The organism is Paenibacillus spongiae (assembly GCF_024734895.1).
Taxonomy (GTDB): domain Bacteria; phylum Bacillota; class Bacilli; order Paenibacillales; family Paenibacillaceae; genus Paenibacillus_Z; species Paenibacillus_Z spongiae.
The window spans coordinates 7,480,978-7,495,854 of record NZ_CP091430.1 but is presented as its reverse complement, the minus strand read 5'-3'; the positions used below and the strand labels follow the sequence as shown (position 1 = coordinate 7,495,854).

The 14,877-nt window shown below is 54.2% G+C and carries 8 protein-coding genes; all 8 read left to right on the top strand.

Annotated elements, in window-relative coordinates:
* Nucleotides 1-3 precede the first annotated feature (3 nt).
* The 8 genes from L1F29_RS33610 (at nucleotide 4) to L1F29_RS33575 (ending at nucleotide 14,872) form a co-directional block, all read left to right on the top strand.
* A complete protein-coding gene (locus L1F29_RS33610) occupies nucleotides 4-2,583 on the top strand; it encodes a DUF5696 domain-containing protein (protein ID WP_258386299.1) in 2,580 nt (859 codons plus the stop codon).
* On the top strand, nucleotides 2,580-3,482 hold the full coding sequence (locus tag L1F29_RS33605; protein WP_258386298.1) for a carbohydrate ABC transporter permease: 903 nt from the start codon (nucleotides 2,580-2,582) through the stop codon (nucleotides 3,480-3,482). The genes L1F29_RS33610 and L1F29_RS33605 overlap by 4 nt, the downstream gene beginning before the upstream one ends.
* A 26-nt stretch (nucleotides 3,483-3,508) precedes the next feature.
* Nucleotides 3,509-4,507 (top strand): carbohydrate ABC transporter permease, encoded by a 999-nt coding sequence (locus L1F29_RS33600; protein WP_258386297.1) that lies wholly within the window; start codon nucleotides 3,509-3,511, stop codon nucleotides 4,505-4,507.
* A gap of 44 nt (nucleotides 4,508-4,551) precedes the next feature.
* Nucleotides 4,552-5,838 (top strand): family 4 glycosyl hydrolase, encoded by a 1,287-nt coding sequence (locus tag L1F29_RS33595; protein WP_258386296.1) that lies wholly within the window; start codon nucleotides 4,552-4,554, stop codon nucleotides 5,836-5,838.
* 168 nt (nucleotides 5,839-6,006) lie between these two features.
* The gene (locus L1F29_RS33590) at nucleotides 6,007-8,469 is read left to right on the top strand and encodes a beta-mannosidase (protein WP_258386295.1); all 2,463 of its coding nucleotides are present in this window, start codon (nucleotides 6,007-6,009) and stop codon (nucleotides 8,467-8,469) included.
* A gap of 148 nt (nucleotides 8,470-8,617) precedes the next feature.
* Nucleotides 8,618-9,670, top strand: a complete 1,053-nt coding sequence (locus L1F29_RS33585) for a glycosyl hydrolase (protein WP_258386294.1) — start codon at nucleotides 8,618-8,620, stop codon at nucleotides 9,668-9,670.
* A 311-nt stretch (nucleotides 9,671-9,981) separates the two neighbouring features.
* The gene (locus L1F29_RS33580; RefSeq protein WP_258386293.1) at nucleotides 9,982-10,974 is read left to right on the top strand and encodes a phytanoyl-CoA dioxygenase family protein; all 993 of its coding nucleotides are present in this window, start codon (nucleotides 9,982-9,984) and stop codon (nucleotides 10,972-10,974) included.
* Nucleotides 10,975-11,203: 229 nt separating this feature from the next.
* Nucleotides 11,204-14,872 carry an AAA family ATPase gene (locus tag L1F29_RS33575; protein ID WP_258386292.1) on the top strand — a complete coding sequence of 1,223 codons (3,669 nt, stop codon included), beginning with the start codon at nucleotides 11,204-11,206 and terminating at the stop codon, nucleotides 14,870-14,872.
* Nucleotides 14,873-14,877 lie beyond the last annotated feature (5 nt).

The window sequence follows — 14,877 nt, the reverse complement described above, 5'->3', positions numbered from 1 at the left end:
ATAATGACAAACAACAAACGGATGTATGCGGCAGCAGGATTCGTTACCTTGGGCGTTATCGTGATTGTGATCGTCATAGCGCTTATTCTGACTCAGCGCGGCATGCCTGCGGCGGAATTGTCGAAATTCGGACCGGTCAAGGCGGAGCAGGAGAAGGCTGCCGAGCTTACTTTCCTGAGCGACAGCTCGGCCGGCATTCCCGGTATGAAGCTGGCGGCCGAATCCGGCAGCCTGGCATTATACTACAACCCCGAAACGACCGAGGTGGCCGTCCGGGACAAGCGGAGCGATCGCGCATGGTTCTCGAACCCGGCAAGCCGGCAGCAGGATCGGAAGGCGACGCCCTTCGAGAAGGAGAACTTGTCGTCGCAAGTCACGATCCAGTTCCGGGATCAGCTGACGAAGCTGACGTCGTACACGAATTTTGCGCAAAGCGTGGATAAGAAGCAGTTTGTTGCCGAGCGTATTCAGGATGGCATCCGCGTAACGTATACGCTGGGCGACACCTCCAAGGGCATTGACGTGCTGCCCAAATATATCAGCAAGCAGAGATTTGAAGAGCGGGTCTTGAATAACCTGGACGAGGCAACCGCTAAATATGTAACTGCGCGTTATTATCCGTTAGAATCCGATCCCAACGTATACGAACGGCTGGATGCAACCGTATCCCGGGATCTTGTGCTGAAGAAGATGGTTGCGGCGTTCGATAAGGCCGGATATACGGATGAGGATCTGGCCATCGATAACCAAGAGAACGAGGTAAGCGGCGAGACGCTGTCGAAAAAACCGAAATTCGTCATTCCATTGGAATATCGGCTGGCGGACGATCAGCTGCTGGTAACCGTTCCGGTCGACGAGATTGTGGAGCAGCCCGGGTTTTCGATCCTAACCGTTGAATTGATGAAGTTCTTTGGAGCGGCCGGTGAGGACGAGCAGGGGTACATGCTCGTACCGGACGGAACGGGCAGCCTGATCTATCTGAATAACGGCAAAATCAATGACGATTCCTACAGTCAAGTCGTATACGGGCCGGATCTGACGGACAGCTCCCGCACCCGCGCTCAAGTGAGCGAAGCGGCGCGGATGCCGGTGTATGGCATGAAAGCGGATGAGGGAGCCTGGTTCGCCGTCATTGACGAAGGGGATGCCATTGCCAGCATCAATGCCGATGTGAGCGGCAAATTGAATGCTTACAATTATGTCTACAGCACGTTCGCTATCCGCGGAGAAGATACGCTCGAGATGACTTCAGGAGGCAAGAGCAAGGAAGTTGCGATCACGAGCGGCGAACGCTATCAGGGCAATATCCAAATCCGGTATAGCTTCCTGTCGGGCGATGAAGCGGATTATGCGGGAATGGCAGCGCAGTACCGGAAGATGTTCCTGAGCAGCAAGGCGTTCCAACCGCTGCCGGAAGCGAAGCTTCCTTTCTACGTGGACATGATCGGCGCCATATCGAAGAATAAATCGTTTCTGGGCGTGCCCTATAACGCGCTCGTCTCGATGACGACATTCGAACAGGCCGGGGAAATATTGAAGCAGCTGCAGGAGGACGGGATATCGAATGTTCGCATGCGTTATCTCGGCTGGTTTAATCAAGGGATCGACCATTCGATTCCAACCCGGATCAAGCTGGACAGTAAGCTTGGAGGAAAAAAGGGCTTCCAGCAGCTGGATCGGCAATTAGCGGAAACAGGCGGTGGGCTGTATCCGGATGTAGCGTTCCAGCACGTATTCGGCACATCGGGGTTCAGCAAGTCTTCGGATGCGGCGCGCTTCATTACCAGGGAGGCGGCGGAACGTTCCCCTTATAACCGTTCCTTGAACAGAATGGACGCCGATCTGGGCACGTACTACCTATTGTCGCCGGTCAAGCTCCCGTATGCGGTTGAACGCTTCCTGGAAGGATACGATTCCTACGATATGAAGAGCTTGTCTTTAAGGGATCTCGGCGGCGATCTTCATTCCGATTATCGCAATAACCGGGTCGTTCATCGCGAGAAGGCGAAGGATATCGTCGATGCGCAGCTCGGGGCGATTGCAGTCCAAGTTCCGGACCTGATGATTGCGGGAGGGAACGCCTATGCTTGGCCTTATGCCAGCCATCTGATCGACGTGCCGACATCGACGAGCCGGTTCAACATCGCGGACGAAGAAGTGCCGTTCTATCAAATGGTCATTCACGGGTATATCGATTATGCCGGTGCGGCGGTTAATCTGGCCGACGAGCAGAATATGCGGAAACAATTGCTTCAATCGATCGAGCTAGGGGCGGCACCGCACTTCATGTGGTCGTATGAGCCTTCATCGACGGTCAAATTTACCCGGTTCGATACGATGTATTCGTCCAACTACAAGGATTGGTACAAGCAGGCCGCGGCTATGTATGAAGAAGCGGACGGCGTTCTGTCCGGATTGCGGCATGTTCCGATGTCGAACCGCATTATACGTGCGGAAGGCGTCGTACAGGTGAAGTACGAGAACGGAGCCTCTGTATACGTGAATTACAACAAGGAGCCTGCCGTGGTCGACGGGCTGACGGTAGGCGGACAAAATTATGCGGTGGGCGGTGAGAAGGGATGAGGAAAATAAAGCTGACCTTAAGCCAGAGACGAATGATTCTCGGGCTGGTCTTCATTGCTCCCTGGCTGTTCGGATTCGTGTTTTTGTTCGCCTCCCCGTTATTACAATCGATCCAGTTCAGTCTGAACAAGCTGACGATCACGGCCGGCGGGTATCAGCTGGAGTATGTCGGGTGGAGCAACTTTAAGTACGCCCTGTTCGAGGACGCGACCTTCAACCGGCTTCTGGTCGAATCCGTAGGCGCGATGGCGGTCAATGTTCCATTGATTCTGTTCTTCAGCTTGTTCTCGGCGACGCTTCTCAATCAGAAATTCCCTGGCCGCTCCTTGGCGCGGTCGATGTTCTTCCTGCCGGTCATTCTGACTTCCGCAGCCGTGAGCGCTGCCGAGTCGGCAGGACTGCTCAATCTGCTGGGCGACGCGAATGCTGCCGAGGAGATGAGCGGCGCATCCGGGCAGTTCAACACGTTATCGCTGATGTATATACTGATAGACGCCGGCGTCCCGGAAGTGTTCGTGGACTATCTCGTCGATGCGGTCCTGCGGATCTATGACATCATCAGCAGCTCCGGGGTGCAGATTCTGATCTTCCTCGCTGCGCTGCAATCCATTCCGGGCGCGATGTACGAGGTGGCGAAGATTGAAGGCGCGACGGCATACGAATCCTTCTGGAAGATCACGTTCCCGATGGTCAGCCCGCTTATCCTAACGAATATTATCTACACGATCATCGACTCGTTCATGCAGAGCCAAGTGACGAAGACAGTCTATTCGACGGCCTTCGAATCGCTGAACTTCGGCTTAAGCGCCGCCATGTCATGGCTGTACACGCTCGTGGTCGGGCTCGTGCTGGTCGTCGTCGGCGCGCTGGTATCCCGAAAAGTATTTTATCAAAACTAATCCGCAGGAAAGGAGCGCTTCCATCGATGACACCTGCGAAGATGCAGCAGCAAACAGAATTGATGTACCGGACAAACCGCGTAAGAACGAAGTCGGCCGCATGGCTGTGGTCGCTGTTCCGCTATGTCATTATCATCGGGATTTCATTCATTATCATCTATCCGATCCTGCTGAAGATATCGGTTGCGATCATGGATAAACAAGACATTTATAATCCGACGATATTCTTGGTTCCGCAGCATTTCACGTGGGATAACATCAAGATGGCCGCCGAAGTATTGAATTTCTTTCCGGCGCTCGGCACCACCTTGCTATACGTCGTGCTCACGATGCTGCTGCAGGCGGCTTCATGCGCAATGGCCGGTTACGGCTTCGCCCGTTTCTCGTTCCCTGGCAGCAATGTGTTGTTCATGCTGGTCATCTTGACCATTCTGATTCCGACGAGCACGTTGATGGTGCCGATGTACCTTCACTTCCGGAACTTCGATATTATGGGGATCATCCATTTGTTTACCGGGAAAGACGGCGTGAATACCATCAATACCTTGACGCCATCGATCATTACGTCGATGACGGCCAACGGCTTGAAGTCGGGCTTGTATATTTATATTTTCAGACAATTCTTCAAGGGACTTCCGAAAGAAATCGAGGAAGCGGCCCTTATCGATGGCGCGGGAGGTTTCAAAACCTTCTTCCGGATCATGCTGCCCAACGCAACCGCGCCTCTGATTACGGTCATGCTGTTTGCGTTCGTATGGCAGTACAACGACACCTTCTATACGTCGCTCTTCATGGGCGAAGCCGAGCTGCTGTCGAATAAAATCGCATCGCTGCCGGCGCATGCTTCGGCATATATCAATAATGCCTTGATGATCGCCAGTCCGGGCGCAGAGCCCGATCCGAATCATGTGGCCATGGTCGTGGATACAGGCATTTTGCTTGCCATCCTGCCGCTTATCGTATTGTATTTGTTCGTCCAGCGCTATTTCGTCGAGAGTGTCGAGCGTTCGGGCGTAGTTGGGTAAAGCCCCTGCCATATATAGATGCTTACTACAGGAGGAAACCGATAATGAGACATCCGAAAATCGCTATGATTGGCGCAGGGAGTTACGTATTCAGCATGGGGCTGCTATACGATTTGATCGTGGAGCGGAAGTTCCCCGGCAGCCATTTGGTGCTGATGGACGTGAACGGGAAGATGGCGGAAACGATGGCGGGGATCGCCCGCCGCATGGCGGAAGAGCAAGGCGTGGACATGCTGATCGAAGCGACGACGAGCCGGGAAGAGGCACTGCGCGGTGCCGATTACGTCAGCACGTCGGTAGCGGTCGGCATTGTCAAACGGTATGCCATGGACCGGGCCGTCATTGAGAAATACGGACTGAATGAGATTACGAGCGAGTGCGGCGGCGTGGGGGGCATCTCCTATGCGCTGCGTGCCATTCCGTTAATGCTCGATATCGCCAAGGATATGGAACGACTATGTCCGCAAGCGTGGCTGTTTAACGTATCGAATCCATTGCCGCGCGTCATGACGGCCATTACCCGGCATACGTCCATTCGGGCGGCGGGCTTCTGCAACGTGGCGAACGGGGGAATCGACGGCTACGAGCAAATCGGGGAATGGCTCGGACGCAATCAGCACGAGCTGGATATCGTCAGCGGGGGGCTAAACCATTTCAGCTGGCTGTTGTCGGTCCGCGACAAGCAAAGCGGTGAAGATTTGCTGCCGCAAGTCCGCCAAGCGATCGAGAAAGGTGCATGGCCCTGGAATAAGCGGTCGAGAAAATGGTTCGATCAATACGGCTGGCTGCCGCTTGCCGGCGATTCCCATACCGGCGAATTTCTGCCGTACGACCTCTCCTTTCCGGCGAGCGCCCATGGCTATCACGGCAATCCGGAAGAACGCGAAGAGCGGATCCGCATGATGGAAGCCGCCGCCGCCGGCACAGGACCGTGGCTGCCTCTCATGCAGGGAAGATCGTGGGAACGTCCGGGGCTCGTTATCGATGCGCTCGTTCACGGAACGCCGCTCAAGCTGGATATGGTCAACATCGCCAACAAAGGCTTCATCTCCAATCTTCCTGAAGGGGCGATCGTGGAAGTTCCGGCATATGTGAAGGACGGTCAGCTTCAAGGAGCCCGAATCGACGCGCTGCCTGATCCGGTAGGCGAGCTGTGCGCCAACGTATCGGCCGTTCATAGCTTGGTTGCCGATGCCGCGGTGAACGGAGACCGGGCGATGGTGGAAGAAGCCGTTATGCTCGATCCGGCTATCGAAGACAAGAAGCAGGCTCTCCTGGCGATCCGGGAATTGATGAGCATTCACGAGGATGTCCTGCCGCAGTTCAAATAGAGATAGATAAAATGCGTCAGCGGTCGCCTTTGTTCCCGGATTTTAACCTATTCACGTTGATTCAAAGAAATCCGGGAACAACAGCGATCGGAAGAGCATTCTGCCTGCGTAGCGGATTGTGTCAAATCAATCGTTCAATTTAGATAGTTTGAGAGGAGAAGCATACTTTTGAATAAACTAAGCTTAAACGGACAGTGGGCATTCAAGAAGACCACCGACGCGGATTGGTTAACCGGGCAGGTCCCGGGATCCGTCGTGGCCGATATGCTGAATCTGGGGATGCTGGACGATCCTTTCTACCGCGATAACGACAAGCATACGACCGAGGCTGCCAAGCATGATTATGAATACCGGCGGCAATTCACGGTGGATGCCGACCTGCTCGCTCAAGACAAGGTGCTGCTTGTTTGCGAAGGGTTGGATACGCTCAGCGAAGTAAGAATCAATGACACCCTGATCGCGACGACGGATAATATGCACCGCACCTATGAATTCGACATCAAACCGTACATCCGGACAGGCGCAAACGACATTCATATTCTCTTCCGCTCCCCGGTCAAATATATTCACGAGAAGAACGCGGTTAACGATCTGTGGACGGTTAATTTGAACGATATGCCGTTTGCCCATTTGCGCAAGGCGCACTATATGTTCGGCTGGGATTGGGGTCCCGTCGTCCCGGATGCGGGGATCTGGCGAAATATTTATATCCAGACGTTCTCCGAAGCGCGTCTTCAGGATGTATATATGACGCAGCATCATGGCGAAGGCAAGGTTGTGCTGGACGTGGCCGTTCAGCCGGATAACTGGTCCGGCGGGCAGCTGGAGATCGAAGTTCTCGTCACGGAGCCGAATGGCCGCACGCTGAGTGGCACGGCAACCGTAGAACAGCAGAAATCGACGATTTCAATCGCGATCAAGGACCCGCAAATCTGGTGGCCGAACGGTTATGGCAAGCAGCCGCTGTACGATGTGGAGATTGCATTGAAGAAGGAAGGCACCCTACTTGACCGTCAAGTCAAACGGATCGGTCTGCGCACGATAACGGTGCGCCAGGAGCCTGACGAATGGGGTGAATCGTTCGAAGTCGTCATCAACGGGGAAGCGATTTTCAGCATGGGCGGCAATTACATTCCCGAGGATAACGTGCTGAGCCGCTGCAGCCGGGAGAAGACGCAGCGGCTTATCCAGGATTGCGTAGCCGCCAATCACAACATGATCCGCGTCTGGGGCGGCGGCATTTATCCGGAAGATTACTTCTTCGACTTGTGCGATGAGTACGGCTTGATCGTCTGGCAGGACTTCATGTTCTCCTGCGCCGTGTACGATATGAATGACGCGTTCGCCGAGACGATCCGTCAGGAAGCGATCGATAATATCCGCCGAATCCGTCATCACGCTTCGCTCGGACTGTGGTGCGGCAACAACGAGCTGGAGCTTGGTTGGGCGGACTGGGGCTTCCCGAAGACGCCTAAGCTGCGTTTCGACTATTTGAAGCAGTTCGAGATTCTGCTTCCGGAAGTCGTCAAGGAGCATGATCCGAACCAGTTCTATTGGCCAGCCTCGCCTTCGTCGGGAGGCAGCTTCGATAAGCCGAACGATCCGGACCGCGGCGATGTTCATTACTGGGAAGTATGGCATGGAACGACGCCGTTTACCGCATACCGCGACTATTACTTCCGCTTTTGTTCCGAGTTCGGCTTCCAGTCCTTCCCGGAGCTGAAGACGATCGAATCGTTCACGGAGCCGGGAGACCGCAACGTATTCTCGTATATTATGGAGCAGCATCAGAGATGTCCGGGGGGCAACGGGAAAATCTTGTCGCAAATCTCGGAGAACTACTTGTATCCGAAGGATCTGGACTCGCTTGTCTATGTATCCCAGCTTCTGCAGGCGGATGCCATCAAATACGGCGTCGAGCACTGGCGCCGGCATCGCGGCAGATGCATGGGGGCGATCTACTGGCAGCTCAACGACTGCTGGCCGGTCGCTTCCTGGTCGAGCATCGATTCGTTCGGAAGGTGGAAGGCGCTGCATTATGCGTCCAAGCGGTTCTTTAATCCGCTCCTGGTTTCGGCTATGGAGACGGGCACGAAGGTTGAGCTGCATGTCTCGAACGAATCGCCGGATGCTGTCCCGGCTCTACTGGAGTGGAAGCTTCGGGATGCGGGATCGGCTGTCCTGGAGCAAGGCTCCATGGAAATGAACGTGGACCGTCTAAGCAGCGTGAAGGCGATTGAGTTCGACTTTGCACAGCAGCTCGCGGACCATGACCGTCTAAGATCCTCGTATTTCGAGTTCTCGTTGAAGCGGGAAGGGGATATCGTAAGCGAGGGGACCGTTCTGTTCGTGAAGCCGAAGCACTTCGAGTTTGCCGATCCGAATCTGACGGCGACCGTCTATGAAGAAGCGGATGCCTTCCATATTCGCGTAGAGGGTCAGGCGTTCGCCAAATTCGTGGAATTGAAATTGCGCGATGCGGATTGCCGCTTCAGCGACAATTACTTCGATGTTTCGGCGAATGCCCCGAAAGAGGTAACCGTCTTGAAATCAAGCCTATCCTCGCAGCTGACCAAAGAACAGCTCCAAGATCAATTGCTGCTGCGGAGCTTGTATAATACGGCCAACTAGCGGGTGATGCTTGCGGCCAGCAGCATGATGAGGGGGCAGGCGGAATGCAAGCATTCGTCTGCCCCTTCTTTCGTTATAACGGGAAGAATCACTTGGGTGCTTCATCATGGGGCGTGCATAAATCTAACGAGGACGAGGAGTGCAGGAGATGCAAAAAAATTATGAGGACGCAATACATAACGGCAGTCGATTTCAAGCAGAACCTAAGCTGATTAATGCGAACGCCACGGACAATGCGAAGCGGTTAATGGCCTATCTATGCGACATCTACGGCCGACGGATTCTTGCAGGACAGCAGATCGGCGTGAATACGATGCCGGAAATCGACATGATCTATGAACAGACGGGCAAGCGTCCCGCCGTCTGCGGATTTGACTTCATGAATGACTCCCCGTCCCGCGTCGAACGAGGAACGGTCGGTCAGGACACGGATTTGGCCATCCAATGGGGAAAGGACGGGGGTATCGTCACGTTCTGCTGGCATTGGAACGCTCCCAAGGAATTGATCGATCAGGCGCCCGACCGTTTCTGGCACAGCGGGTTCTATACCAATGCGACGACCTTCGATTTGGAGCAAGCGATGAACGATCCTTCTTCCGAAGCGTATCGGCTGCTCATCCGCGATATCGATGCCATATCCGGACTATTGAAACGGCTGCAGGACGAGGATATTCCGGTTCTATGGCGGCCGCTGCACGAGGCGTCGGGAGCCTGGTTCTGGTGGGGCGCGAAGGGGCCGGAGCCATGTATCAAGCTGTGGAAGCTGATGTACGAACGGATGACTCATTATCATCGTCTCAATCATCTGATCTGGGTATGGAACGGGCAGCATCGCGATTGGTATCCGGGGGACGAGTATGTCGATATTATCGGGGAAGACGTGTATGGCCCGGCCAGAGACTATTCCTCGCAAGCCGAACGATTCAATACGGCGATCTCCTATAGTACCGAGGCGGACAAAATCGTTGCCCTGTCGGAGAACGGACCGATTCCCGACCCCGATCAACTGGTTCAGGATGGCATACCGTGGGCATGGTTCTGTACGTGGTACGGCGATTTTATATGGAAGAAGGATCAGGACCGGATCGTATACTCCGAGGAATATACGGAAGCTTTCATGCTGAACAAAATGTACAATCATCCTTATGTCATCACGAAGGAGCTTCTGCCGGACTTGCGATCCTACCGTTTGGAGGAGTAGGATTGGAGCAAGATGCCATTACGGACATGGGATTCGTTATTCGCCGAAATTCGGTCGATCTTCTTTGATTGCGGACATTAGATCCGTTATATGGATCGGGATCATCCATTTGGGGGCGTTTTGGCTGCGATAAGGGCTCTCAGGTCCGCAACATACGCCAAAACTCCCTTGCAGGGTATAACGGATCCTATGTCCGGCTGCATGGCAGCACGGCATGGTTATCGAATCGAATAACCGTTGGATTCATGTTGTGAGAGCCTTATACAGCGTTAGCGAATAGACTGCCGATTATATCGAAGGAGGAATCGAAGATGGGGAAGAGCTATACGCCAAAATCGCGGGAGCACCAAGACCGTCACTTGGTTGGCGTTAAGGAATATGCGCAGTATCACCGGGATGGATTTCTGAAGGTAGAGGGATTGCTGTCCAAGGATGATGTCGGCATGCTGTTTAATCTTGCCGAAGAGCAGAGACTGGGGATCAAATCGGATAAGAAGGACGCACCGGGGGACAATCCCTTGGATGGGGAATTCGCCAGCGCGACGCGCGTTCATATGCTGTCCAGGGTGAATGCGGATGCGGAGCGGGGCATGCTCAATCCGCGCGTTCTCGATGTGATCGAGGCTCTGATCGGCCCGGATGTATATGCGCTGCAATCGATGATGTTCCTTAATCCTCCGGGCAGGGGAGGGCAAGGGTGGCATCAGGATTCTTATTATATCAAGACGCATCCGGACACCCTGATCGGAGCTTGGATCGCGCTTGAGGAAGTCGATGAGGAGAACGGCTGCCTATGGGTGGCGCCGGGTTCGAACCATGAACCGATCTACCCTCCGGCCGGTCATGGCGGGGGCAATGTCCATGCCGTCGATGCCTTCGTTGATTTGACTGCGGTCGAGAACGTCAGTCATATCGACGATGAGGTCAACACCCTGTCCAAGGTTGTTGCCCAATATCCGCCTCCGATTTCGGTGCCGATGAAAGCGGGGGATGTGCTGTTCTTTCATTCGCATCTGTTTCACCGTTCCTTCCCGAATCGGACGACGGACCGGTACCGCCGTTCTTATGTTTGTCATTACTGCAATGCGCGTTCATGGGTTCCGTGGGATCATGACGGTTATGAAGGAGACTCGGGCAACTACCGTCAAATATTAGCAAGGGGAACAACCCATCATCCTTATGCCGAGCCTGCTTACGGTACCGAAGTGTTCCTGTTCGACGGGGATGACAGCTCCGATAGCGTAAGAATGATGGGGATGGACGATGGGATGATGATGCCGATCGTTCAGAAGAAGGATGAATAGGCATCGGAATGGATGACATATAAACCTGCAACAGGCAGGCGTAATTAAAAAAGGCAGAGCGTACCTTCGGGCGCATCTGCCTTTTTTCGATGAAGAAGAGGTGAATCCTATCATAAATAGGCGAAATTTTACGATTAATGTATAGATCTGAGCAAAAAGTCGTGGGAGAATAGTATAATATAGGAAAAATAGAATTGCCTTGGCAGCTGCAGGAGGGGGAGCAGGAAATATGAGAATCATCCGGAGACGTATCGTGAATACGTTGAAGTTTCTTTTTCCAGAATATCAAATCGTTCAATCAGTCCGGGATAATGGATTCATCGCAAAGAAAGAAGTTCCTACAGCCCCGGTGCCGCCGGAACAGCCGGTGCAGCAATATCGATATGAAGCCGGCTCCAGAAGCACGGGCGCAGGCCCGTCTACAGAGAGTGCTTCCAGGCAGAGCCCACCGCCCTCTCCGCCACTCTCCGGGCATCCTCAATCCCGGCCGGAATCCCGTGCAGACGGGTTTTCCGTTCAAGACCGGAAAGAGACGCGGAGCGCATTATCTCCCAAGGAGCTGGATCAGCTGTTCCGGAAAGCGGAGATAAACATAAACAAAGAGGTTATCGGCCAGCAGCTCTTCATCGGGGACCTGGTTGCCGGATATAAGCAGGGCTACATGAACGGACGCCAGGATAAAGCGAGGAATGTGATCTTATTGGCCGGAGCTGCCGGTACGGGTAAGAAGACGGCCGTGGAGCGGTTAGTCAAGGAGATGCATACATACGAGCTAGCCGCATCCCCACAAATCGCGGATATCGATTTACGACGTTACGAGGCAGACGAAATAGCCGGAAATTTCATTAAAGATATGGCTGCGGCGTTTCAAGAGCCGGAGGGCACGGTGTTATTTCGCGGGATCAAGGAAGCGGACCCGGCGATCGTCGGCTTGATCGCCCGGCTTGCGGCAGAAGGCAGCTTTCGGACCAAAGAAGGGGTGCGCATAAGCGCTGCGGATTACTTCCTTATCTTCTATATCGATGAACCGGCGGACAGAAGCAGCGAATATGGGCAAATTCCTGTGGAGCTGGCGAGCCATCTCCCCGTTTCTATTCTGCAAAGCATACATGCCGCGGCGATATCGTCGCCGCTTGATCGGGCAACGATGCGGCGGATTGCCGAGATCCTGCTGGGACAAGCGGTGAACGACCTATTGCGGGATACGCAGACGAAGATTACCGTCGAGCCTGCCGTGTATGAGGCATTGGCCGATATAGCCGCTGCCAATAAAACGTTCGGGGAGGCTGTCCATCACTGGATCGATAAGGAGCTTATTGCCATCGTATCGAGTCTGCGGGCCCGTGATGAGATTCGCAGGAACGAGAACGTGAATATTAAGCTCGAGAAGGATTCCTTTGTTGTCCAGACGCAATCGAACGTTATTCCGATTCGAGCATTGTCTTTCGTTCGCCAGGAGTCAATTGACGATGTCTTGGCAGAACTGAACGCGTTAACCGGATTAGAGTCGGTGAAGAAGTTCGTTCATGAGCTGATGGAGACGGTCCAGGTCAACAAGCTGAGAGCCAGGGATGGCGAAGGCTCTGTGGCGATGGCGCTTCATATGGTGTTCACGGGCAATCCCGGAACCGGAAAAACGACGGTCGCCCGCTTAATCGGCCGAATTCTGAAGTCGCTCGGACTGCTTCCGCAAGGTCAGCTGATCGAAGTTTCGAGACAGGATCTAGTCGGCCAGTATGTGGGCTCCACCGCGATGAAGACCATGGCGAAGGTCAATGAGGCTCTGGGCGGCGTGCTGTTTATCGATGAGGCTTATACGCTCGCCCGTCATGACCACGATACGTTCGGCGTCGAAGCGATCGACACGATTGTCAAGGCCATGGAGGATCATCGAGGCAATCTGGTCGTTGTGTTAGCCGGATATACCCAGGAGATGGAAGTGTTTCTACGGTCTAATCCCGGCCTGCGGTCAAGATTTCCATTCATCGTGGAATTCCCGGATTACAAGGCGGCAGATATGTTGGAGATTATGATTCGGATGGCGACCGCCAATGGGTTCCGTATCGAAGCGGATGCTTATGAGGGTTTGACGGAGCTGTTCGATCAGAGGCAGATACCCGGCCGCAATGACAGCGGCAACGGCAGGCTTGTACGCAATTTGTTCGAGGAGGCTGTCCGCAAGCAGGCGACCCGTATTGGTGGGCAGATGACGGAAGCCGATCCGGACCTGCAGCTGCTCGTGCAAGCCGACTTCGGAATCGGGGAGAAGGAAGCGTTCAACATCGAGAACGAGCTTGCCGGAATTGTAGGATTGGATAAAGTGAAGACATTCGTCCGGACATTGGAGAAGCAGCTTATTGTCGACCGGAGGAGGAAAGAGGCCGGTATTCACGTCGATACGGGTCAGACGCTCAATATGATTTTCTCCGGAAACCCCGGTACGGGAAAGACGACGATGGCCCGTTTGCTGGCGGGAATGCTTCGATCCATGGGATATTTGAAGAAAGGTCACTTGGTTGAGGTGGATCGGTCCGACCTTGTCGGGGAATATGTCGGCCAGACGGCGAACAAGACCAAGCTCGTCGTAGAATCGGCTCTGGGCGGTGTGCTCTTCATAGACGAGGCATATGCGCTTGCTCAGGACGGCGTTCAGGGCGGGGGCTTCGGCAAGGAAGCGATCGATACGCTTGTTCGTCTCATTGAGCTTCATAAAGATAATCTGGTCGTCATTCTGGCCGGATATACAGAAGATATGCAGCGGTTCGTTCAAGTCAATCCGGGGCTGTCCTCGCGCTTTCCGCTGCAGATCGAATTTCCGGATTACGCGGCTGAGGAGATGCAGCGAATCGCCTCAATTATGGTGAAGGCGCGCGGATTCATCCTGACTCCGGAAGTACCGGGCTTACTCGCAACCTACTTCAATGAGAAGCAAATACCGGGCAAGAAGGACGGGGGCAACGGCCGGCTCGTTCGTAATACGTTAGAGGAAGCCATACGTAAGCAGGCTGAACGGCTGGCCGATCATCCTGACATCGTAACGGATAAGTTAAATGAGCTCACGGCGGAGGACTTCGGGTTGGCGGCCGATTCGGGTGCGGCCGGTAATCGGGCCGACGCGCTTAGAGCGCTGGATTCCGTTGTCGGTCTCACCTCGGTGAAGGAATTCGTAAGAAGCCTTTCGGCCCAAATTGAAGTGGCCAAGCGCCGGCAGGAGATGGGGCTGCCCATGGCTTCCGCTCAAACCCTTCATATGGTGTTTAAGGGTAACCCGGGAACCGGCAAAACGACGATTGCCCGTATTTTGGCGAAGCGGTTCAAAGAACTGGGCGTGATCAAGGCGGATACGCTTATCGAAACCGACCGTTCCGGCCTGGTCGCCGGTTATGTCGGCCAAACCGCGCTCAAGACGCGGGAAGTCATCGAACGCGCGCTCGGCGGAATCTTGTTCGTGGACGAGGCTTACGCCTTGGCGGAAGGGGATCAATTCGGCCAGGAAGCGATTGATACGCTCGTCAAAGCGATGGATGATTATAGGGACCGGCTTATCGTTATATTGGCCGGTTACGACGAAGACATGGAACGCTTCCTGGATCGCAATGCGGGACTCCGCTCCAGGTTTCCCAACATCATCACCTTCCCTGATTACTCCGAGGAAGAGATGCTGCAGATCGCCAACCTTTTGGTGAAGGCGCAAGGCTATGTAATCGCCAGAGAGGCCGAAGCCAAGCTTCTCTCTCTATTGGCGACATATCGGGGAGATATTACGGCAGGCAATGGCCGGCTCGTACGAAATCTAGTCGAGAAAGCGATCAGAAGTCATGCATTGCGTATCAGCATGAAAGCCAACGCTACGGCTGAGGAGCTGTCTGCACTGCTGCCCGAAGACATTGAAGGATAGAGGAG

Coding starts and splice junctions, on each gene's coding strand:
- L1F29_RS33600 (WP_258386297.1), top strand. CDS start 3,509: ATGACACCTGCGAAGATGCAGCAGCAAACAGAATTGATGTACCGGACA.
- L1F29_RS33585 (WP_258386294.1), top strand. CDS start 8,618: ATGCAAAAAAATTATGAGGACGCAATACATAACGGCAGTCGATTTCAA.
- L1F29_RS33575 (WP_258386292.1), top strand. CDS start 11,204: ATGAGAATCATCCGGAGACGTATCGTGAATACGTTGAAGTTTCTTTTT.
- L1F29_RS33605 (WP_258386298.1), top strand. CDS start 2,580: ATGAGGAAAATAAAGCTGACCTTAAGCCAGAGACGAATGATTCTCGGG.
- L1F29_RS33595 (WP_258386296.1), top strand. CDS start 4,552: ATGAGACATCCGAAAATCGCTATGATTGGCGCAGGGAGTTACGTATTC.
- L1F29_RS33580 (WP_258386293.1), top strand. CDS start 9,982: ATGGGGAAGAGCTATACGCCAAAATCGCGGGAGCACCAAGACCGTCAC.
- L1F29_RS33610 (WP_258386299.1), top strand. CDS start 4: ATGACAAACAACAAACGGATGTATGCGGCAGCAGGATTCGTTACCTTG.